The 19186-nt window shown below is 67.9% G+C and carries 20 protein-coding genes; 15 read left to right on the top strand and 5 right to left on the bottom strand.

All coding sequences use genetic code 11. The features are described from left to right. Genes PVW48_RS18750 through PVW48_RS18735 form a run of 4 tightly spaced genes read left to right on the top strand, consistent with a single transcriptional unit; the run spans nt 1 to nt 3558 of the window. On the top strand, nt 1–888 hold the full coding sequence (locus tag PVW48_RS18750; RefSeq protein ID WP_012187187.1) for an ABC transporter permease: 888 nt from the start codon (nt 1–3) through the stop codon (nt 886–888). Continuing rightward, a complete protein-coding gene (locus PVW48_RS18745) occupies nt 885–1880 on the top strand; it encodes an ABC transporter ATP-binding protein (RefSeq protein WP_274582463.1) in 996 nt (331 codons plus the stop codon). Before PVW48_RS18750 ends, PVW48_RS18745 begins: the two co-directional genes overlap by 4 nt. Next, nucleotides 1877–2878, top strand: a complete 1002-nt coding sequence (locus tag PVW48_RS18740; RefSeq protein ID WP_274582462.1) for an ABC transporter ATP-binding protein — start codon at nt 1877–1879, stop codon at nt 2876–2878. The genes PVW48_RS18745 and PVW48_RS18740 overlap by 4 nt, the downstream gene beginning before the upstream one ends. A gap of 2 nt (nt 2879–2880) precedes the next feature. Continuing rightward, a complete protein-coding gene (locus tag PVW48_RS18735; RefSeq protein WP_274582461.1) occupies nt 2881–3558 on the top strand; it encodes an aspartate/glutamate racemase family protein in 678 nt (225 codons plus the stop codon). Here the strand turns inward: PVW48_RS18735 and PVW48_RS18730 are convergent. Next, nucleotides 3555–4097: a CIA30 family protein gene (locus PVW48_RS18730; protein WP_274582460.1), complete on the bottom strand. Its 543-nt coding sequence runs from the start codon at nt 4095–4097 to the stop codon at nt 3555–3557. The two genes, PVW48_RS18735 and PVW48_RS18730, sit on opposite strands and share 4 nt — an antisense overlap. A 124-nt stretch (nt 4098–4221) precedes the next feature. Between PVW48_RS18730 and PVW48_RS18725 the strand changes: the two genes are divergently transcribed. Both PVW48_RS18725 and PVW48_RS18720 read left to right on the top strand, forming a co-directional pair. Continuing rightward, nucleotides 4222–4818 (top strand): HupE/UreJ family protein, encoded by a 597-nt coding sequence (locus PVW48_RS18725; protein WP_274582459.1) that lies wholly within the window; start codon nt 4222–4224, stop codon nt 4816–4818. 4 nt (nt 4819–4822) lie between these two features. Next, a complete protein-coding gene (locus tag PVW48_RS18720; RefSeq protein ID WP_274582458.1) occupies nt 4823–5437 on the top strand; it encodes a hypothetical protein in 615 nt (204 codons plus the stop codon). 58 nt (nt 5438–5495) lie between these two features. Here the strand turns inward: PVW48_RS18720 and katG are convergent, their stop codons facing one another. Further along, complete coding sequence (gene katG / locus PVW48_RS18715) at nt 5496–7673, bottom strand: catalase/peroxidase HPI (protein WP_274582457.1); 2178 nt, start codon at nt 7671–7673, stop codon at nt 5496–5498. Nucleotides 7674–7786: 113 nt separating this feature from the next. Here katG and PVW48_RS18710 point away from each other — a divergent pair, with 113 nt between their 5' ends. The 9 genes from PVW48_RS18710 to PVW48_RS18670 all read left to right on the top strand — a co-directional run bounded on the left by PVW48_RS18710 (nt 7787) and on the right by PVW48_RS18670 (nt 15996). Continuing rightward, nucleotides 7787–8716: a hydrogen peroxide-inducible genes activator gene (locus tag PVW48_RS18710; protein WP_274582456.1), complete on the top strand. Its 930-nt coding sequence runs from the start codon at nt 7787–7789 to the stop codon at nt 8714–8716. Nucleotides 8717–8773: 57 nt separating this feature from the next. Further along, on the top strand, nt 8774–8965 hold the full coding sequence (locus PVW48_RS18705; RefSeq protein ID WP_274582455.1) for a hypothetical protein: 192 nt from the start codon (nt 8774–8776) through the stop codon (nt 8963–8965). Beyond that, a complete protein-coding gene (locus PVW48_RS18700; protein ID WP_274582454.1) occupies nt 8940–9929 on the top strand; it encodes a DUF4440 domain-containing protein in 990 nt (329 codons plus the stop codon). The genes PVW48_RS18705 and PVW48_RS18700 overlap by 26 nt, the downstream gene beginning before the upstream one ends. 126 nt (nt 9930–10055) lie before the next feature. Next, the gene (locus tag PVW48_RS18695; RefSeq protein WP_274582453.1) at nt 10056–12965 is read left to right on the top strand and encodes a monovalent cation/H+ antiporter subunit A; all 2910 of its coding nucleotides are present in this window, start codon (nt 10056–10058) and stop codon (nt 12963–12965) included. 1 nt (nt 12966) lies between these two features. Further along, entirely contained in the window at nt 12967–13320 is a 354-nt protein-coding gene (locus PVW48_RS18690; RefSeq protein ID WP_012187199.1) for a Na+/H+ antiporter subunit C, read from the top strand. After that, nucleotides 13317–14837 (top strand): monovalent cation/H+ antiporter subunit D, encoded by a 1521-nt coding sequence (locus PVW48_RS18685; protein ID WP_274582452.1) that lies wholly within the window; start codon nt 13317–13319, stop codon nt 14835–14837. The genes PVW48_RS18690 and PVW48_RS18685 overlap by 4 nt, the downstream gene beginning before the upstream one ends. A 4-nt stretch (nt 14838–14841) precedes the next feature. Continuing rightward, complete coding sequence (locus tag PVW48_RS18680) at nt 14842–15333, top strand: Na+/H+ antiporter subunit E (protein WP_274582451.1); 492 nt, start codon at nt 14842–14844, stop codon at nt 15331–15333. Continuing rightward, entirely contained in the window at nt 15330–15599 is a 270-nt protein-coding gene (locus PVW48_RS18675) for a K+/H+ antiporter subunit F (protein ID WP_274582450.1), read from the top strand. The genes PVW48_RS18680 and PVW48_RS18675 overlap by 4 nt, the downstream gene beginning before the upstream one ends. A 7-nt stretch (nt 15600–15606) precedes the next feature. Continuing rightward, nucleotides 15607–15996 (top strand): Na+/H+ antiporter subunit G, encoded by a 390-nt coding sequence (locus PVW48_RS18670; protein ID WP_274582449.1) that lies wholly within the window; start codon nt 15607–15609, stop codon nt 15994–15996. 42 nt (nt 15997–16038) lie between these two features. On the opposite strand, the gene fahA is transcribed toward PVW48_RS18670, so the two are convergent. From fahA to PVW48_RS18655, 3 genes are read right to left on the bottom strand one after another with little or no spacing between them, the layout of a single operon-like run. Then, nucleotides 16039–17280 (bottom strand): fumarylacetoacetase, encoded by a 1242-nt coding sequence (gene fahA, locus PVW48_RS18665; protein ID WP_274582448.1) that lies wholly within the window; start codon nt 17278–17280, stop codon nt 16039–16041. After that, nucleotides 17277–18632 carry a homogentisate 1,2-dioxygenase gene (hmgA, locus tag PVW48_RS18660; RefSeq protein ID WP_274582447.1) on the bottom strand — a complete coding sequence of 452 codons (1356 nt, stop codon included), beginning with the start codon at nt 18630–18632 and terminating at the stop codon, nt 17277–17279. Before hmgA ends, fahA begins: the two co-directional genes overlap by 4 nt. Before the next feature lie 32 nt (nt 18633–18664). Continuing rightward, nucleotides 18665–19108: a MarR family winged helix-turn-helix transcriptional regulator gene (locus PVW48_RS18655; protein ID WP_274582446.1), complete on the bottom strand. Its 444-nt coding sequence runs from the start codon at nt 19106–19108 to the stop codon at nt 18665–18667. Nucleotides 19109–19186: the final 78 nt, after the last annotated feature.

Below are 19186 nucleotides of genomic sequence, written 5' to 3'. Positions count from 1 at the left end.
ATGGCGGTAACGGCATCCGAGATAAGCCTGATCGCACAGGCCGAGAAGCCCGAGGGCTATTGGCGGTCGGTCGGACGGCGCTTCATGCGCGACAAGGTGGCGGTGGGCGCGGGGCTCGTCGCCGGTGGGCTGATCCTGATGGCGGTCTTCGCGCCCTGGATCGCGCCGCAGGACCCGCTGGACGGGAGCATGATGGACCGGCTGTCGCCGATCGGGACCGAGGGCTATCCCCTGGGTGCGGACGAGTTGGGCCGCGACATGCTGAGCCGGCTGATCTACGGCGCGCGATTGTCCCTGTTCATGGGGGTGACGCCGGTTCTGATCGCGTTCTTCATCGGCTCGGCCATCGGGATCGCGGCGGGCTATGCGGGGGGCTGGGTGAACTCGGCCACCATGCGGGTGCTCGATGTTCTGTATGCCTTCCCGTCCGTCCTGCTGGCGATTGCGATTTCCGGCGCGCTGGGGGCGGGGATCGCCAACGGGCTTTTGTCGCTGACGGTGGTGTTCATCCCGCCCATCGCGCGGGTCGCCGAGAGCGTGACCACCGCGGTGCGGGAGCTGGAATATGTGGAGGCCGCCAAGGCCAGCGGGGCCTCGGCCCTGTCGATCGTGCGCCACCACGTGCTGGGCAATGTGCTGGGCCCGATCTTCGTCTATGCCACCAGCCTGATTTCCGTGTCGATGATCCTGGCGGCCGGTCTGTCCTTCCTGGGCCTGGGCGTGAGCCCGCCCAATGCGGAATGGGGGCTGATGCTGAACACGCTGCGCAACGCGATCTACGTGCAGCCTTGGCTGGCGGCCCTGCCGGGGGTGATGATCTTCCTCACGTCGATTTCCTTCAACATGCTCAGTGACGGGCTGCGCTCTGCCATGGATATCAAGCAATGACCAAGCAAGACACATCCGGCGCGGTTCTGTCGGCGCATAACCTGGTGAAGCATTTTCCCCTGGGCGGCTGGGGGAAGAACCGGCGCGTGGTGCGCGCGGTCGATGACGTGACCTTCGAGGTCGCCCCGGGCGAGACCCTGGGCGTTGTCGGCGAGAGCGGCTGCGGCAAGTCCACCACGGCGCGATTGCTGGTGCAGTTGCTCGGCGCCGATAGTGGCGAGGTGCGGTTCCAGGGCCATGTGGCCGGGACGGAGATGCCCCTGAAGGAGTTTCGACGCCATGTGCAGATGGTGTTCCAGGACAGCTATGCCTCGCTGAACCCGCGGATGAGCATGCTGGATGCCATCGCCTTCGGGCCGACGGTGCACGGGGTGTCCGAGGCCGAGGCGCGGCGCATCGCGCGCGACCTGCTGGACCGGGTCGGGCTTGATCCGTCGCGCTTCGGGCCGCGTTATCCGCATGAATTGTCGGGCGGGCAGCGGCAGCGGGTGAACATCGCACGGGCGCTGGCCTTCCAGCCGGAGGTGATCGTGCTCGACGAGGCGGTCTCGGCGCTCGACAAGTCGGTGGAGGCGCAGGTTCTCAACCTGCTGATGGACCTCAAGCGCGAGCGGAACCTGACCTATGTGTTCATCTCCCACGATCTGAACGTGGTGCGGCATGTGTCGGACCGGGTGATGGTGATGTATCTGGGCGAGGTGGCCGAGATCGGGCCGACCGCCGAGATGTATGCCGACCCGCGCCATCCCTATACCCGCGCCCTGCTGGCGGCGATGCCGTCGCTCGACCCGGACCGGCGCACGACCGAGGCGCCCCTGTCGGGCGATCCGCCGAACCCGATCGATCCGCCCTCGGGCTGCCGGTTCCATACCCGCTGCGCCGAGGCGTTCGGGGCGTGTTCCGCCCAACGGCCGTCGAACCTGCGCGTGGGGGCGGGACATTACGCGTCCTGCCACCTCAACGATCCCAAGATGCGGGAGGCCGCGGCATGACCCATCCCCTGGTAGAGATGACCGACGTAACGGTGCGCTTCGACGGCACGCCGCCGGTCCATGCGGTCAATGGCGTGTCGTTCAAGCTGGCCCCGGGCGAGGTGCTGGGCATTCTCGGCGAAAGCGGGTCGGGCAAGTCGGTGACGCTGAAGACACTCTTGCGGCTCCTGCCGGAGAAAAAGACCCGCATCGGCGGGCAGGTGCGCGTCGACGGGCAGGACGTTCTGGCCCTGAACGGGCGGGCGCTGGCCGATCACCGGGGCGGGGTCGTGTCGATGATCTTCCAGGACCCGGCACTGGCGCTGGACCCGGTCTATACCATCGGCCAGCAGATCGCGGAATCGGTGGTGCGCCACGAGGGGCTGAGCCAGCGCGACGCCATGGCGCGCGCGCTGGAGATGCTGGATCTGGTGCGCATCCCCTCGGCCAAGCGGCGGCTGAAGGCCTATCCGCACGAGATGTCGGGCGGCATGCGCCAGCGGGCGATGATCGCGCTGGCGCTGGCCTGCAAGCCCAAGCTGCTGCTGGCGGACGAGCCGACCACCGCACTGGACGCCACGGTGCAGATCCAGGTGCTGCTCCTGCTGCGGGAATTGCAGAAGGAGATGGGCATGGGCGTGATCTTCGTCACCCATGATATCGGGGTGGCGGTGGAGGTCTCGGACCGGCTGGCGGTGATGTATGCCGGCAGTTTCGTGGAGACCGGCAGCGTGGCCGAGATCATCCGCGACGGGCGCCATCCCTATACGAAGGGCCTGCTTGCGGCGAACCTGGTGGGCGCCGAGCCCGGCACGCCGCTGGAGGCGATCCCCGGTGCGCCGCCCGCGCTCCATGCTCCGCCGGTGGGCTGTGCCTTCGCGCCGCGCTGCGACCGCGCGCGGGAGGCCTGCGCAAGCGATCCGCTGCCGGTGTGGACGCGGGGGCCCGACCGCTGGGCGCGCTGCGTCGCCGCGGTGGAGGACGCCCGGCCCTCCGGTCAGGTGTCGGCGGCGAAATGAAGATGCGTCTTGCCATACTGAACCCGAACGCGACCCGGACCATGACCGACGACATGGTCACCGCCGCGCGCGCCGCCGTCCCGACCGATGTGGAGGTCGTGGGCTACACCAACCTGGCCGGGCCGCCCGCGATCCAGGGGGCGGAGGATGCGCTCGCCTGCCTGCCGGGGCTTTTCGCGCTGTATGACACGGCCCTGGCCGAAGGGGCCACGGGGGTCGTGGTGGGCTGTTTCGACGATACCGGGCTGGCGGAGTTGCGGGCGCGCTGCGCCGGGCCGATCGCCGGGCTGGGGGAGGCGGGCTGCCTCGCGGCGAGCCTGCACCGGGCGGAATTCGCGGTGCTGACCACGACCGAGGGCTCGGTGCCGGTGATCGCGGACAATATCGACCTGATGGGTCTGGCGCCGCGCTGCCGGGGCGTCGTGGCCGCAGGCGTGCCGGTTCTGGGCCTCGCCGCCGGTCTGCCGCAGTTGCGCGCCACGCTGGCCGGGCTGCTGGAGACCGCGCCCGAGGCAGCGGTCGTGCTGGGCTGCGCGGGGATGTCGCCCCTGGCCGGGCAGATCGCCGAGGGCGTGGACGTGCCAATCATCGACCCGGTGCTGGCGGCCACGGGGCTGGTCTTGTCGGCGGCCCGGGCCGCGCAGCGCGACCCGGCGGCGAGCCTGGAGCGGAGCGCCTAGTACACCCCGATTTCGCGGATCTCGACGCGGGCCGCATGGTCCCGTCCGAAGGCGGCGATGGCGATGGAGGTCAGGCTTTCGGGCCGGGGCAGGGCGCGCAGCATCCGGCCCGAGGGCACGAAATCGGCAAAGGGCAGGCGGATCTCGGTCCAGTCGCCAGTGACCTCGAACCGGGCCTGGTAATACTGCCAGGGCAGGCGCGATCCGCGCGTGCGCAGGTGGACGAAATAGCGCTGGTCATTGCCGCGCGCGACCAGACGGATGCCCGTGGCGGTCTCGGGCGCGGCCTCCGGCAGGTCCCGGCGCATCTGGATGAAGCCGCCGCGATTGGCGGTGCTGACCTGCCCGGTCATCCGGGCGAAGGGCACGCCCGCCTCGGTCAGGAACGCGACCTGCCCCTCGGAGACGCCGCCCATCACCCCATCGGTGAAAAAGCGCCAGCGGGTTTCGGGCTGGGCGGTGAAATCGTCGGTCATCGGCGCCTCGGACTGGGCCATGGGGGCGAGCAGGATCAGCAGGGCGGCAAGCAGGTGGCGCATGGAGTCCCCTCGGGTTTGAAGGCCAGTGTGGCGGCGCTGGGTGCTCCTGTCGAGGGTGGTTGATCGCGCCCGGGGGCTGGCGTAGCGTCACTTCCAGGGTTTCGGTTTCATTCGGGAGTTTTCCATGCTGCATCGCGTTCTTCCCACCGTTCTGGCGGTTCTCGTCCTCGTGTCGCTGAGCGCCATGCCGGCGCTGGCCCATGAGACCCATGGCCATGGCGGCGGTTTCGTTGCGGGCTTCACCCACCCGATCCTCGGCTGGGATCACGTGGCGGCGATGGTCGCCGTCGGACTCTGGGGCGCGTTTCTGGGCGCGCCGGCGATCTGGATCCTGCCGGTGGTCTTCCCGCTGGTCATGGCGCTTGGCGCGGTGTTGGGGATTGCGGGTGTCCCGGTTCCGGCGATCGAGACGGGGATCGCGCTCTCGGCGGTGGTGCTGGGGCTGATGATCGCCTTCGTGGTGCGCCCGCCGCTCTGGGTGGCGGCGGTGATCGTGGGGCTGTTCGCGGTGTTTCACGGCTACGCCCATGGCACCGAGCTGCCGGGGACGGTCAATGCCTTTGCCTATGCGGTGGGCTTCGTGATCTCGACCGGGCTCTTGCACATGATCGGGATCGCGTTCGGGCTGGCGATCAAGTGGCCCGCAGGACGGATGGCCGTGCGCGGGGCAGGGGGGCTGATTTCCATCGCGGGGGTGGCGTTCCTGACCGGCATGGCGTGATGCCGTGAGGCTTGCGACATGGGGCGTCTGGCTCTTCGGGCTGGGCGTCGCGGGGCCTGCGCGCGCCCATAGCCCGGCCCCGGGGGTGGAGGGGTTTTTCCTCGGCCTGGCGCATCCATTCTCGACGCCCGGGCAGGTCGTTGTGATCCTGGCGCTTGCGCTGGTGGTGGGCGGCTTCGCGACCCGTCTTGTGCCCTGGATGCTGGGCGTGTTTTTTGCCGCCGGTTTTGCATCGCTGCTGCCGGGGCCGGTTCTGGCGGCGCTGGAGGTGCCGCTGTTTGCCGTGGGCCTGGTGGCCGCGGTGGCTGCGGCGAGCCTGCCGGGGCAGGGGGCAGCGGTGGCGTTCGGGCTGCTGGTACTGGGGGGTGGGCTGATCGGGCATGCCTCGATCCCCGGGCCGGGACCGGTGCAGGACCGGATCGTCACCATGGCGGGGGCGATCACCGGGGCGAGCCTCGGGCTGGCCTACGGGGTCGGGTTGCTGGTGGTGCTGCGGGAGAAGATGCGCGCGCCCTGGGTGGCGATCGGGCTGCGGGTGCTGGCGGCGTGGATCGCGGCTGTCGCGGCCCTGATGCTGGCGCTGGTCTTCGCGCCGGGGGCGGAGGTGGCGCCGCTCTGAAAATCAGAGCGACGCCGGGGGATGGTCCGGGCAGGCGGTCTGCCCGGAGCCCACTGGCTCAGGCCAGCAGGTCGAACCGGTCGGCGTTCATCACCTTGGTCCAGGCGGCGACGAAATCACGGACGAATTTCGTCTCGTTGTCGTCCTGGGCATAGACCTCGGCAATGGCCCGCAGTTGCGAGTTGGAGCCGAAGACCAGGTCCGCGCTGGTCGCGGTGTAGACCGTGTCGCCGGACTTGCGGTCGCGGATCTCGTAGGTGCCATCGTCGAGCGGGACCCATTTATAGGCCATGTCGGTGATGGTCTGGAAGAAATCCGTGGTCAGCGTGCCGACCCGGTCGGTGAAGACGCCATGGGCGCTGCCGCCATGGTTGGCCCCGAGCACCCGGAGCCCGCCGACGAGCACGGACATTTCCGCCGCCGTCAGGCCCAGCAGCTGCGCGCGGTCGAGCATCAGCTCTTCTGGGCTGACGGAGTACCGCTCCTTCGACCAGTTGCGGAAGCCGTCGGCGAAGGGTTCCATCACGTCGAAGCTCTCGGCGTCGGTCATCGCGTCCGTGGCGTCGCCCCGGCCCGGTGCGAAGGGCACCGGCACATCCTGGCCCGCGGCCTTGATCGCCATCTCGATGCCGACATTGCCCGCCAGCACGATGGTATCGGCGATGGAGGCCCCGGCGGCCGCTGCCAGCGGCTCCAGGATGCCGAGGACCTTGGCCAGACGCTCCGGCTCGTTGCCGGCCCAGTCCTTTTGGGGCGCGAGGCGGATGCGGGCGCCGTTGGCCCCGCCGCGCATGTCAGAGCCGCGGAAGGTCCGCGCGCTGTCCCAGGCGGTGGCGATCATTTCGGCGGCGCTCAGCCCGCTTTCGGCGATCTTGGCCTTGAGCGCGTCCACGTCATAGCCGGTGGGGCCTTCGGGGATCGGATCCTGCCAGATCAGGTCCTCTTGCGGCACGAAGGGGCCGTAGTAGTTGGCCTTGGGCCCCATGTCGCGGTGGGTCAGCTTGAACCAGGCGCGCGCGAAGGTGTCGGCGAGGTAGTCCGGGTCCTTGTGGAACCGCTCGCAGATCTCGCGATAGATCGGATCGACCTTCATCGCCATGTCGGCGTCGGTCATGATCGGATTGTGCTTGATCGAGGGGTCGGTGGCGTCGGGGACCATGTCCTCCTCGGCGATGTTCACCGGCTCCCACTGGAAGGCGCCCGCGCGGGATTTCGTGACTTCCCAGTCATACTTGAACAGCAGCTCGAGATAACCGTTGTCCCATTGGGTCGGATTGGTGGTCCAGGCACCTTCGAGCCCCGAGGTGTGGGCGGTGTTGGCGTTGCCGTCGAAGCCCGGGTTTTCCCAGCCGAAGCCCTGCATGTGCACCGGGCAACCGGCGGGGTCCGCGCCGACCTTGTCGGCCATCGTGCCGCCATGGGCCTTGCCCACGGTGTGCCCGCCCACGGTCAGGGCGGCGGTTTCCTCGTCATTCATGGCCATGCGCGCGAAGGTCATGCGCACGTATTTCGCGGTCTGGGCCGGATCGGGCGTGCCGTTCACCCCCTCGGGGTTCACGTAGATCAGGCCCATATGCGACGCGGCCAGCGGATTGGCCATGGAGTTGGCGTCGGCCACATCGGTCACACGCTCGTCCGTGGGGGCGAGGATCTCGCTGTCGCTGCCCCAGTTGATGTCGATCTCGGGGCCCCAGATGTCCTTGCGGCCAAAGGCGAAGCCGAAGGTCTTCAGCCCCATGTTGGAGTAGGCCACGGTCCCGGCGAGCACCAGAAGGTCCGCCCAGGACAGCGCGTTGCCGTATTTCTTCTTCACCGGCCAGAGCAGGCGGCGGGCTTTCTCGAGGCTGGCATTGTCGGGCCAGGAGTTCAGCGGCTCGAACCGGATGTTGCCGGTGCCCGCACCCCCGCGGCCGTCGCCCAAGCGGTAGGAGCCCGCGGCATGCCAGGACAGGCGAATGAACAGGCCACCATAGTGCCCCCAATCGGCGGGCCACCAGTCTTGGCTGTCGGTCAACAGCTTGTCCACGTCATCCCAGACGCCCTGGAAATCGAGACCCTTCACCGCCTCGCGGTGGTCGTAATCGGGGTCCATCGGGCTGACCCGGGCGCCGTGCTGGTGCAGGATGTCCAGGTTGAGCGCGTTGGGCCACCAGCGCACGGGGCTGGTGTTCATGCCGGTGTTGCCGCCATGCATGACGGGGCATCCCGTGACATTGCGCAGATCGTTGCCGTCCATAGTGTCCTCCATCGTCATCGGGGCCTCGGGAGGGCCCCCTCGCAGGCCGGGTATAGGCAGGCGCGGCGATAAAGGCTAATTGCTTTTTCTTACCGCGCCGATAAGCTGGACTTATGAAAGGATTGACCCTCAAACACCTGCGCTATTTCGATGCCCTGGCGCGCACCGGCCATTTCGGCCGCGCGGCGGAGGCCTCGGGCATCTCGCAACCGGCCCTGTCCATGCAGATCAAGGAGTTGGAGGCGATGCTGGGGGCGCCGCTGGTCGAACGGCGCGCGCGCGAGATCCGGCTGACCGGGCTTGGGGAGGATTTGCGCCTGCGGGCACGCAAGATCCTGGCCGAGATCGGGGAGCTGGACGAGCTTGTGCGGTCCCGCGACGGGCCGCTGGTCGGGCGGCTGCGGGTCGGGGTGATTCCCACCGTCGCGCCCTATTTCCTGCCCCAGGTGATCCGGGCGCTGGCCCTTCGGATGCCCGCGATCGAGTTGCAGCCGCGCGAGACGGTGACCGAGACGCTGATTGCGGAGCTGCTCGATTCGCGGCTGGACGCGGCGCTGGTGGCCCTGCCGATTTCCGAGCCGGACTTGCGGGAATTCGCGCTCTTTTCCGAGGATTTTGTGCTGGTGCGGGCCGCCGACGAGGCGGACCAGCCGGTGCCCAGCCCCGAGCGGCTGAAGGAGATGCGGCTCTTGCTGCTGGAGGAAGGGCATTGCTTCCGCGATCAGGCCCTGAGTTTCTGCGATATCTCCGTGGGCGAGCCGCGCTACATGATGGAGGGCAGCTCGCTCTCGACCCTGGTGCAGATGGTCGGCGCGGGCATGGGGCTGACCCTGATCCCGGAGATGGCGGTGCCGCTGGACACCGCCCGCGCCGAGGTGTCGGTCGCCCGTTTCGAGCCGCCCGCGCCGTCGCGCACCATCGGCATGGTCTGGCGCAAGACCAACCCCCTGGCCGCGCAACTGGCCGAGATCGGCGCGACTCTGCGCCAGGCGGGCGCGGTGGCCGATGCGGGGTTTTCCGCGCCGCGTGGTCCGATCGGATGACAGGGCAGGGCGCGCAGATCTGGCACACCGGAGGGGACGCAACGATGGAGCGATCCCATGGACCCCATGCATCTGAAACTCGCCGTCGACATGGCCCGCCGCCCGCTGAACCCGGAGGCCCTCTATACACGGTCGGACATGGCCCTCTGGGTCTGGCTGCGCCGGGCGGGGGCCGTGCTCGGCGCGGTCCGACCCACGTCCGCCATCCGGAGAGTCGCGCGCGATGAGCGTGTCAGGCACCCCGTCTGAGCCCCGCCGCGACCCGGAGGACGCGGCGATCATGGCCGTGATTGCCCGAGAGACCGACACTTTCGTGGTGCGGGATTTTGACGGTTGGGCCGCCTGCTGGGTCCAGGATGCGCGCACGCGGCTAATCAGCGCCTCCGCCGCGTTCGGGGTCACGGGGCAGGACGGTTGGGAGGCGCTGGCCAGCTACATGCGCGGGGTCTTCGCGGCCGGGGCGAGTTGCGAGATCCTGAGCTTCGAGCGCCGCAATGTCAGCGTGACCCGGACCGGCGGCTTCGCCTTTGTCAGTTTCGAGGGGCACGGGGTGCACCGGGGCGGGCGGCACGAGCGCACCTTCGAGACCCGGACGCTGGAACAGGGGCCGCAGGGCTGGCGCATCCTGCATGCTGCCTTCGTGCTCAGCGGTGCGGTCGAAGACGCCGGGCCGCGGATCGCCGTGGACGGGCGGGGACAGGTCCTGTCGCTGCCCGAAGGGGCGCGCACTGCCCTGGCGGACCATCCGGGTCTGACGATATCCCACGGGCGGCTCAGGGCGCGGCGCCCGGCCTGGGACGCGGTGCTGCAGGAGGGGTTGGCCCGGGCCGCCGGGTTGCACGGGTTTTGCCAGCATTACCGGTTTACCGCCGATCACGGGCGGCAGTTCCGCCTGCCCCTGGTGCTGGGCGAGACGGCGGAGGGCGGGCTTGCGGTCTGCATGCTCTTCGTGCGGGACGGCATGACCTTCGTCGATTTGCAGCCCGGGGGCGATTTCGATGCCCGGCTCGACCTGGCGCGCGCGCTCTACGGGTTGTCCGAGGCGCAGGCCGCCCTGGCCCGCCACGTGGTGGGCGGGCAGAGCCTGACCGCGGCGGCGCGCGAGCTGGGCATCAGCGTCAACACCGCCCGGACCCATCTGTCGCGCATTTTCGACAAGACCGGGGTTCAGTCCCAGACCGCGCTGGTGCGCACCCTGCTCAGCATCGTCTGAGGCGGGGTCGGGGACGGGCCTTGCGCGGCAATTGGTCTTTCGCCCCGGCAAAAGCTTTGCTTTACACCGGGGTCGAACGATGACGCCAAAAGGCGCGCAGAAGACGGTCTAAAGGGACAGGACAACATGAGTCACGAGGGCAGCTTCCTCTTCATCATCGCGCTGCTGCCATTTCTGGGTGCCTTGGTGCCGGGATTGATGATCCGGGCCGGGCGCACCGCCTGCGCGTCTTTCACGGCGGTGCCCACGGCGCTGGCCTTCATCATGCTGCTGATCCTGTCTCCCGCGGTGCTGCGCGGGGAGGTGATCACCGCCGAGATCGCCTGGCTGCCGCAGCTGGGGCTGTCGGCGTCGTTCTTCCTCGACGGTCTGGGGCTGCTCTTTGCGCTGATGATCACGGGCGTCGGGCTGCTGATCATCCTCTATGCGCGGTTCTACCTGTCGGGCGACGATCCGATGGGGCAGTTCTACACCTACCTGTTGCTGTTCCAAGGCGCGATGCTGGGGATCGTGCTGTCGGACAACATATTGCTGTTGCTGATTTTCTGGGAGCTGACCTCGCTGAGCTCCTTCCTGCTGATCGGGTATTGGAAGCATCTGCCCGAGGGGCGTCAGGGCGCGCGGATGGCGCTGGCCGTGACCGGGGCCGGGGGCCTGGCGATGATCGGGGGGATGCTGATCCTCGGGAACATCGTGGGCAGCTATAACCTGACCGATATCCTGCAGGCGGGCGAGCAGATCCGGGCGTCCGAGTGGTACCTGCCCGCGCTGATCCTGATCCTGCTCGGCGCCTTCACCAAATCGGCGCAGTTCCCGTTCCATTTCTGGTTGCCGCACGCCATGGCCGCGCCCACGCCGGTCTCGGCCTATCTGCACTCGGCGACCATGGTGAAGGCGGGCGTGTTCCTGATGGCACGCATGTGGCCGGTGCTGGCGGGAACCGATGCGTGGTTCTACATCGTGGCGACCACGGGTCTGGTGACCATGGTGATGGGCGCGGGCATCGCGCTGTTCAAGGATGACCTCAAGGCGCTGCTGGCGTTTTCCACGGTCAGCCACCTGGGCCTTCTGACCATGCTGCTGGGCTTCGGCACGCAGGCAGCGGCGGTGGCGGCGGTGTTTCACATCATCAACCACCTGACCTTCAAGGCGGCCTTGTTCATGACCGCTGGGATCGTGGATCACGAAACGCACACGCGGGATATCAAGCGGCTGGGCGGCTTGCGGCACCTGATGCCGATCACCTTCGTGATCGGGACGGTGGCGGCCCTGTCCATGGCGGGCATACCGCTCTTCAACGGGTTCCTGTCGAAAGAGATGATGCTGGAGGAGGCGTCGCATACGGGCTGGCTCGGCAACCCCTGGGTGGTGCCGGTGGTGGCGACCTTCGGCGCGCTCTTGTCGGTGGCCTATTCGTTCCGGTTCATTGGTCATGTGTTTCTCGGGCCGGTGCGGGATGACTACCCCGCCAAGCCCCATGATCCGCCCTTCGGGATGTGGGCCTCGCCTGCGTTGCTGGTGGTGCTGGTCCTGGTGATCGGGATGGCGCCCTTCGTGGCCGAGGGGATCGTGACGGCGGCGGCCAGTGCCGTGACCGGCGCGGATCTGCACCCGCATCTGAAGATCTGGCACGGGTTCACACCCGCCTTGTGGATGTCGGTGGTGGCGACCCTGGGCGGTCTGATGCTGCTGGCGCTGCATGGCAAGCTCGATCCGATCTGGCGGGCGGCGCGCCGCCCGGAGGCCAAGGCGATCTTCGACGGGCTGGTGGCGGGGCTCGTGGCGCTGACGCGCGGGATCACCGAGCGCACCCACACGGGCAAGATCAGTGCCTATCTCGCGCTCTTCACGGTGTCTTCCGTGGCGCTCGGCTGGATCGCCTATGCGGGCAGCGGGCTGTCGCTGCCCACGCGCGAGCTGTTGCCGGTGCCGCCGGTGATCGCGGTGGGCTGGCTGATGCTGGTGGTGGCGACCGCGTCGGTCGTGGTCATGCATCATCAAAGGTTCCAGGCGCTGATCCTGATCGGGATCATCGGTTTGTCGATCTCGGCGGGCTTTGTCTACCTGTCGGCGCCGGATCTCGCCCTGACCCAGGTGTCGGTCGAGACCGTGACCATCATGCTGCTGCTGCTGGCGCTGCATTTCCTGCCCAAGACCACGCCGAAGGAAAGCAGCCTCGGCCGCAAGATCCGCGACGGGGCGATTGCCGTGACCGCCGGCGGCGGGGTGGGGGCGCTGGCCTTTGCGTTCCTGCTGCGCGACGTGGAGACGATTTCCGGCTTCCACCTGGAGAACAGCTACGAGGGCGGGGGCGGCACCAATGTTGTCAACGTGATCCTCGTGGATTTCCGGGGCTACGATACCTATGGCGAGATCATCGTGCTGGGGATCGCGGGGCTGGTGATCTATGCGCTGATGCAGGCGCTGCTGGACGGGCCCGCGGCGCGGCGGCTGCGGAGCGGCGATTTCTCCAACGACCGCTCGCGCGACCGGCATCCGATGATGATGGTGGTGGTCACCCGGGTCCTGATGCCCATCGCGGTGGTCGTGGGTCTCTACATCTTCCTGCGCGGCCATAACGAGCCGGGCGGCGGTTTCGTCGCGGGGCTGGTGATCGCCATCGCGCTTCTGATGCAATACATGGCCTCGGGCTTTGCCTGGACGCAGGAGCGCAAGCGGATCGAGTATCACACGATGATCGGGCTCGGGGTGATCATCGCCGGGCTGACCGGGGCAGGCGCGTGGCTGCTGGGCCGGCCCTTCCTGACCAGCGCCTATACCTACATAAACCTGCCCCCCATCGAGGAATTCGAGCTGGCCACCGCCATGCTGTTCGACCTGGGCGTGTTCCTGACCGTCCTGGGCGCGGTGATGCTGATGCTCTATAGCCTGAGCCGGATCGCGCGGTTCGCGGGCGAGACGGTGAACACCGGGCCGATGGATTACGACCCCGCGGTGAAGGGGAGTGTGGGCACGCCGCCGCGCCCGGCGGAGCCGCCCACCCCCGTGCGCCCCGGACCGGAAGGAGCCCGCTGAGATGGAGATCCTGGTTGCCAGCACCGTTGCCGTTCTGACCGCGGGGGGGGTGTACCTGCTGCTGCGGCTGCGGACCTTCCCGATCATCCTGGGCCTCGCCCTGCTGTCCTACGCGGTGAACGTGTTCCTGTTCGCCAGCGGGCGGTTGGCCATCGACCAGTCGCCGATCCTGTCGAAATACGGCGATGCGAGCTATTCCGACCCGCTGCCCCAGGCGCTGGTGCTGACGGCGATCGTGATTTCCTTCGGGATGACGGCGGTTCTGGTGATGATCGGGCTCGGCGCCTACCTGGAATCCGAGACCGACCGGATCGACATCGAGGATGAGGATACCCGCGAGGAGGGCCAGCCATGATGCACTGGATCATCCTGCCCGTGGTGCTGCCGGCGATGCTGGCCCCGATCATCGCCTTCGTGATGCGCCACGACATCACCCTGGCGCGCACGGCCTCGGTGGCGGGGACCGTGGTGCTGGTTGGGATCGCGCTGGTTTTGACCGGCATGGCGGCGGACGGGACCACCCATGTCTACCGGCTGGGCGACTGGCCCGCGCCCTTCGGCATCGTGCTGGTGCTCGACCGGCTGTCGGCGCTGATGGTGCTCTTGACCTCGGTGCTGGCGCTGATGGTCCTGCTCCATGCCATCGCCACGGGCTGGGACGCGCGGGGACGGCATTTCCACGCCCTGTTCCAGTTCCAGCTGATGGGGATCAGCGGCGCGTTCCTGACCGGCGACGTGTTCAACCTCTTCGTGTTCTTCGAGGTGCTGCTGATCGCGTCCTACGGGTTGATGATCCATTCGGGCGGCAAGGCGCGGATGCGCGCGGGGCTGCAATACGTGGTGATGAACCTGGCGGGCTCGACCCTGTTCCTGTTCGCGCTGGGGACGCTCTATGCCACCACCGGAACGCTGAACATCGCCGATCTCGCCGTGCGCATCCCGCAGATCCCGGCGGAGGAGGCGGCGCTGGTGCGGGTCGCGGCGATCCTTCTGATGATCGTCTTCGCGGTGAAGGCGGCGCTGTTCCCGGTGCAGTTCTGGCTGCCCGCGACCTATGCCAACGCGCCCGCCCCGGTCGCCGCCCTCTTCGCGATCATGACCAAGGTCGGCGCCTATGCGATCCTGCGGGTGCATACCACGGCCTTCGGACCCGGCAGCCCGGGGACGGCGGATCTGGCGGCCACATGGCTCTTCCCGGCGGCGATCGTGACCATCGCGGTGGGGGCGATCGGCGTGCTGGGGGCGCGGCGGCTGATGCCGCTGATCGCCTTCTCGGTGGTGGGCTCCATGGGCACGCTGCTGGTGGCGGTGGCGGTGTTCTCGACCACGGCGACCTCGGCGGCGCTCTATTACATGGTGCATTCGACCTTCGCGGCGGCCTGCCTGTTTCTGATCGCGGACCTGGTGGTGACCCGGCGGGAGGCCGACAGCCTGACGCCCGCGCCCGCCACGGTGCAGAACGGGCTTTTCGCGGCGCTGTTCTTCGGGGCGGCGATTGCCATGGCGGGAATGCCGCCCCTGAGCGGGTTTCTCGGCAAGCTGCTGGTGCTCGATGCGCTGCGCGATCCCGGCGTGATCGGCTGGGCCTGGACGGCGATCCTGGCGGGCTCGCTCCTGACCATTGTCGGGTTTGCCCGGGCGGGCAGCGCGCTGTTCTGGAAATCCACCGCCCTGCCGGCACCGGATGGGGCCTCCCCCGCCACCCGCGCCACCCCGATGGAGATCGCGCCGACCCTCGCGATGCTGCTGACCCTGGGCGCGCTGGCGGTGTTCGCGGGCCCGGTTTCGGCCTATCTTCAGGACACGACCACGCAACTGTTCGACCGGGCGGGCTACATATCGGCGGTGCTCGGCACCGGGGAGGAGGGCTGATCCCATGCTGGCACGACTGATCCCCCATCCGTTCCTGAGCCTGACCCTGGTGCTGGTCTGGCTGGCCCTGGTGAACAAGTTCACACTGGGCAACCTGATCCTCGGCAGCGCCTTCGGGCTGGTGATCCCGATGCTGACCGCGGCCTATTGGCCGAACCGGCCCAGGATCGGGCGGCCCCTGAAGATCGCGGAATACGTGCTGATCGTGCTGTGGGATATCGTGGTGGCCAATGTGCAGGTGGCCATGATCATCCTGTTCAAGCCCGAAAAGAACATCCATTCCCACTGGATCCCGGTGCCGGTGGAGCTGACCTCCGCCGAGGCGATCACGGTGCTGGCCGGCACGATCACCATGACGCCCGGCACGGTGTCGGCCACGCTGGCCGCCGATGGCAGCTGCATCCTGGTGCATTGCCTGCATACCGACGACCCGGACGCCGTGCGCGACGAGATCAAGACCCGCTATGAACGACGCCTGAAGGAGATTTTCGCATGATCGAATACGCTCTGCTCTTCGCCGCGGCCTGTTATGGCGTGGCGCTTCTGCTGGATTTGTGGCGCATCGCCCTGGGTCCGGATTCCGCCGACCGCATCCTTGCCCTCGACACGATGGTGATCAACGTGATCGCGCTCCTCGTGCTCTATGGCATCTGGCGCGGCACGGCGATCTATTTCGAGGCCGCCATGCTGGTCGCCATGGTCGGGTTCGTGGCCACGGTCGCCTATTGCCGCTTCGTGTTGCGCGGCGACATCATCGAGTGAGGATGCCATGCCCTTTTTCGCAGAGCTTCTGATTGCCATCGCCCTCGTTGTCAGCGGGATTTTCGGCTTCGTCGGCTCCTACGGGCTGATCAAGCTGAAGGATTCGGTGCAACGTCTCCATGCCCCGACCAAGGCGACGACCCTGGGCGTGGGCGGAGTGCTGATCGCCTCGATGATCTATTTCTACGCCAAGACCGGCTATATCTCGGTCCATGAGCTGCTGATCTCGGTCTTCTTGTTCCTGACCGCGCCGATCACGGCGAATTTCATCGCCAAGGCCTACATGGCGCGGAACATTGGCGAAAAGGACCTGCCACAGAGCAGCGGCGCCTATGGCTGGTCGATCTATGACGACGCGCCGGAAAACACGCCGGGGGAAGGCCGCCCGGCGGAGTGAGATCGGCGGGCCCGTCCACCATGTAAGACATGTTATGTAAAGTCAGGGCCGTTTCAGCGCGGGCAGGATGGTGCCGGTACACGTCCCGAACCCGATCCGGTAGCCATCGCCCCGGGCTTCCCCCTTCAGCGTGACGGTGTCCCCATCGGCCAGAAAGCGGCGCGTCGCCCCGCCCGCCAGCGCGACCGGATCGCGCCCGCCCCAGGTGATCTCTAGCAGAGAGCCGAACATGCCCTTCTCCGGCCCCGAGATCGTGCCCGAGCCCAGCAGATCGCCCGTCCGCATCGCGCAGCCCGACGTGCTGTGGTGGGCCAGAAGCTGCGCGGCGGAATAGTAGAGCACGTTGGAATTGGTCCGGCAGACCTCGGTCGGGGCACCGCCCGGGGGCGCGAGGGTCACCGCCAGGTCGATATCGTGGAACATCGGCCCGGTGTCGCGCAGATGGGGCAGCAGCGGCACCTCCCGCACCGGCGGGCCGCAGCGGAACGGCGCGAGAGCGGCCCGGGGGACCACCCACGGGCTGATCGTGGTGGCGAACGCCTTGCCCTGAAACGGGCCGAGGGGGACGTATTCCCAGGCCTGGATATCCCGCGCGGACCAGTCGTTCAGCAGCACGTAGCCGAAGATCATCTCTTCAGCCTCATCCACCGTGACCGGGACGCCCATCTGCGACGGGGTGCCGACCACCGCGCCCAGCTCCAGCTCGAAATCGAGCCTTTCGCAGGGGCCGAAGCGCGGCATCGGGTCGGAGGTGTCCTTGATCTGGCCCGCCGGGCGGTGGATCGGCGTGCCCGAGACCACCACGGTGGAGGCCCGGCCGTTATAGCCGATGGGCATGTGCAGCCAGTTGGGCGGCAGGGCATTGGCCGGATCGCGGAAGAGACAGCCGACATTGAACGCGTGTTGCCGCCCGGCGTAGAAGTCGGTGAACTCGGCAAGGGTGAAGGGCAGATGCAGGCGGACGCCCGCCCGGTCGTGCAGGGCGGCGCGCACCGGCGCGGTCTCCGCCCCCGCGCGGAGCAGCTCGGTCAGGGCCTCGCGCACCGCGTGCCAGGCGGGCTGGCCGCGCCCCATGAAGGTGTCGAGCGCGGGCGCGCCGAACCCGTGATCGGGCAGCAGTCCCGCGGCCTGCAATGCGGCAAGGTCCAGCACCTTGTCGCCGATGGCCACGGCGCAGCGCGGCCCATCCCCGGTCGAGAACACCCCGAAGGGCAGGTTGTTGAGCGGGAAAGCCCCCGCCGGGTCGTTGGCCCCCGGCACCCAGGAGCGGATCAGCCCGCTCACTTCCTGCCCGGGGTGCCGTCGAACTTCTTTTCGATGTCCTTCCAGCAGTCGATATAGTCGTCCTGCAGCGGCGCCTCGGTGCCGGCAAAGCGGGTCAGGTGCTGTGGAAACCGGGTCTCGAACATGAAGGACATGGTGTTGTCGAGCTTGTCGGGGCCCAGATTGGCGTTGGAGGCCTTCTCGAACGCGTCGCGGTCGGGGCCATGCGGCAGCATCATGTTGTGCAGGCTGATCCCGCCGGGCACGAAGCCCTGCGGCTTGGCATCGTACTGGCCGTAGATGTTGCCCATCAGCTCGGACATGATGTTCTTGTGATACCAGGGCGGGCGGAAGGTATCCTCGGCCACCATCCAGCGCTCGCGGAACAGCACGAAGTCGATATTCGCGGTGCCCGGCTGGCCCGAGGGTGCGGTCAGCACGGTAAAGATCGACGGATCAGGATGGTCGAACAGGATCGCGCCCACGGGGCAGTAATTGCGCAGATCGTATTTGCAGGGCGCATAGTTGCCGTGCCAGGCCACCACGTCCAGCGGGCTCTGGCCGATCTGCGTCTCGTGGAACTGGCCGCACCATTTCACCGTCACCGTCGAGGGCACCTCGCGGTCCTCGAAGGCCGCCACGGGCGTCTTGAAATCCCGCGGGTTGGCCATGCAGTTGGCCCCGATCGGCCCGCGGCCGGGCAGCTCGAACTTCTGGCCGTAGTTTTCGCACACGAAGCCCCGCGCGGGACCGTCCAGCACTTCCACCCGGTAGAGAAGGCCGCGCGGCAGGATCGCGATCTCCTTCGGTTCCAGATCGATGATCCCCAGCTCCGTGGCAAAGCGCAGCTGCCCCTCCTGCGGGACGACCAGCATCTCGCTGTCGGCGGAGTAGAAATAGGCGTCCTGCATGGTCTCGGTCACGAGGTAAACGTGGGCGGCCATGCCAACTTGTGTGTTCACGTCCCCCGCCGTGGTCATGGTGCGCATCCCCGTCAGCCATGTGAGCGGCGCGTCCGTGTGCGGGACCGGGTCCCAGCGGTACTGGCCGAGGCTCGTGACCTCCGGATGGATATCCGGCGCGGAGCGGAAATAGGGCAGCTCGACCCGCCGGTAGCGGTTGGAATGCTTGACCGAGGGCCGGATCCGGTAACACCAGGTCCGCTCGGGGCGCACGTCGGTGAAGGCGGTGCCCGAGAGCTGCTCGCCATAAAGCCCGTAATTGCATTTCTGCGGGCTGTTCATGCCCTGCGGCAGGGCACCGGGCAGGACTTCGGTCTCAAAATCATTGCCGAAGCCGGGCATGTACCCTTCGGTCGTGCCCATGGGCGTCGCCGCCCGGGTCAGACCGCTGACTTGCGCTTGGGTGTTCATCCGTCCTCCTCCTCTCAAGCCGACAGGGGCGTTCAGGCCTCTTCGGCGGGCAGCAGCCGGTCGAGCGCCTCGTGCAACGCGTCGCGATGGCCCCCGAGCCGCGCGTCGAGATCGGCCTGGAACGCCGCCGCGATGGGGATCAGCGCGTCGAGCAATTGCCGCCCCTCCTCGGTCAGGGACAGCTGCAGCAGCCGCTTGTCCCGTGCATCCACATGCTTGCGCAGATAGCCCTTCGCTTCGAGTTTCGAGGCCGCGCGGCTGACCTTGGATTTCTCCAGGTCGGCGCGTTTCTCGATATCGCGGATCGACAGGTTCTCCGCATGGCCGACATTCAGCAGCACGCGCCACTCCGGCAGGGAGATCCCGAACCGCGCCTTGTATTGCCGCGCGATCTCGGCGCTGAGCCGCCCGGCGATCACGGTCAGCCGGTAGGGCAAGTAGCGTTCCAGGTCGAAATCCGGGGCGGGGGTCTGCATCGCGGGTCCTTTGTCCGTCCAAGTATGGCGGCGATATCGTTGCAGACGCAACAACTATCTTGACACTCATTGCGATTG

Origin of the sequence: Dinoroseobacter sp. PD6 (assembly GCF_028807315.1) — a bacterium.
Classification (GTDB): Bacteria; Pseudomonadota; Alphaproteobacteria; order Rhodobacterales; family Rhodobacteraceae; genus Dinoroseobacter; species Dinoroseobacter shibae.
Note: the sequence above shows the minus strand (reverse complement) of the source record. Positions and strands in the feature narration are given on the sequence as shown.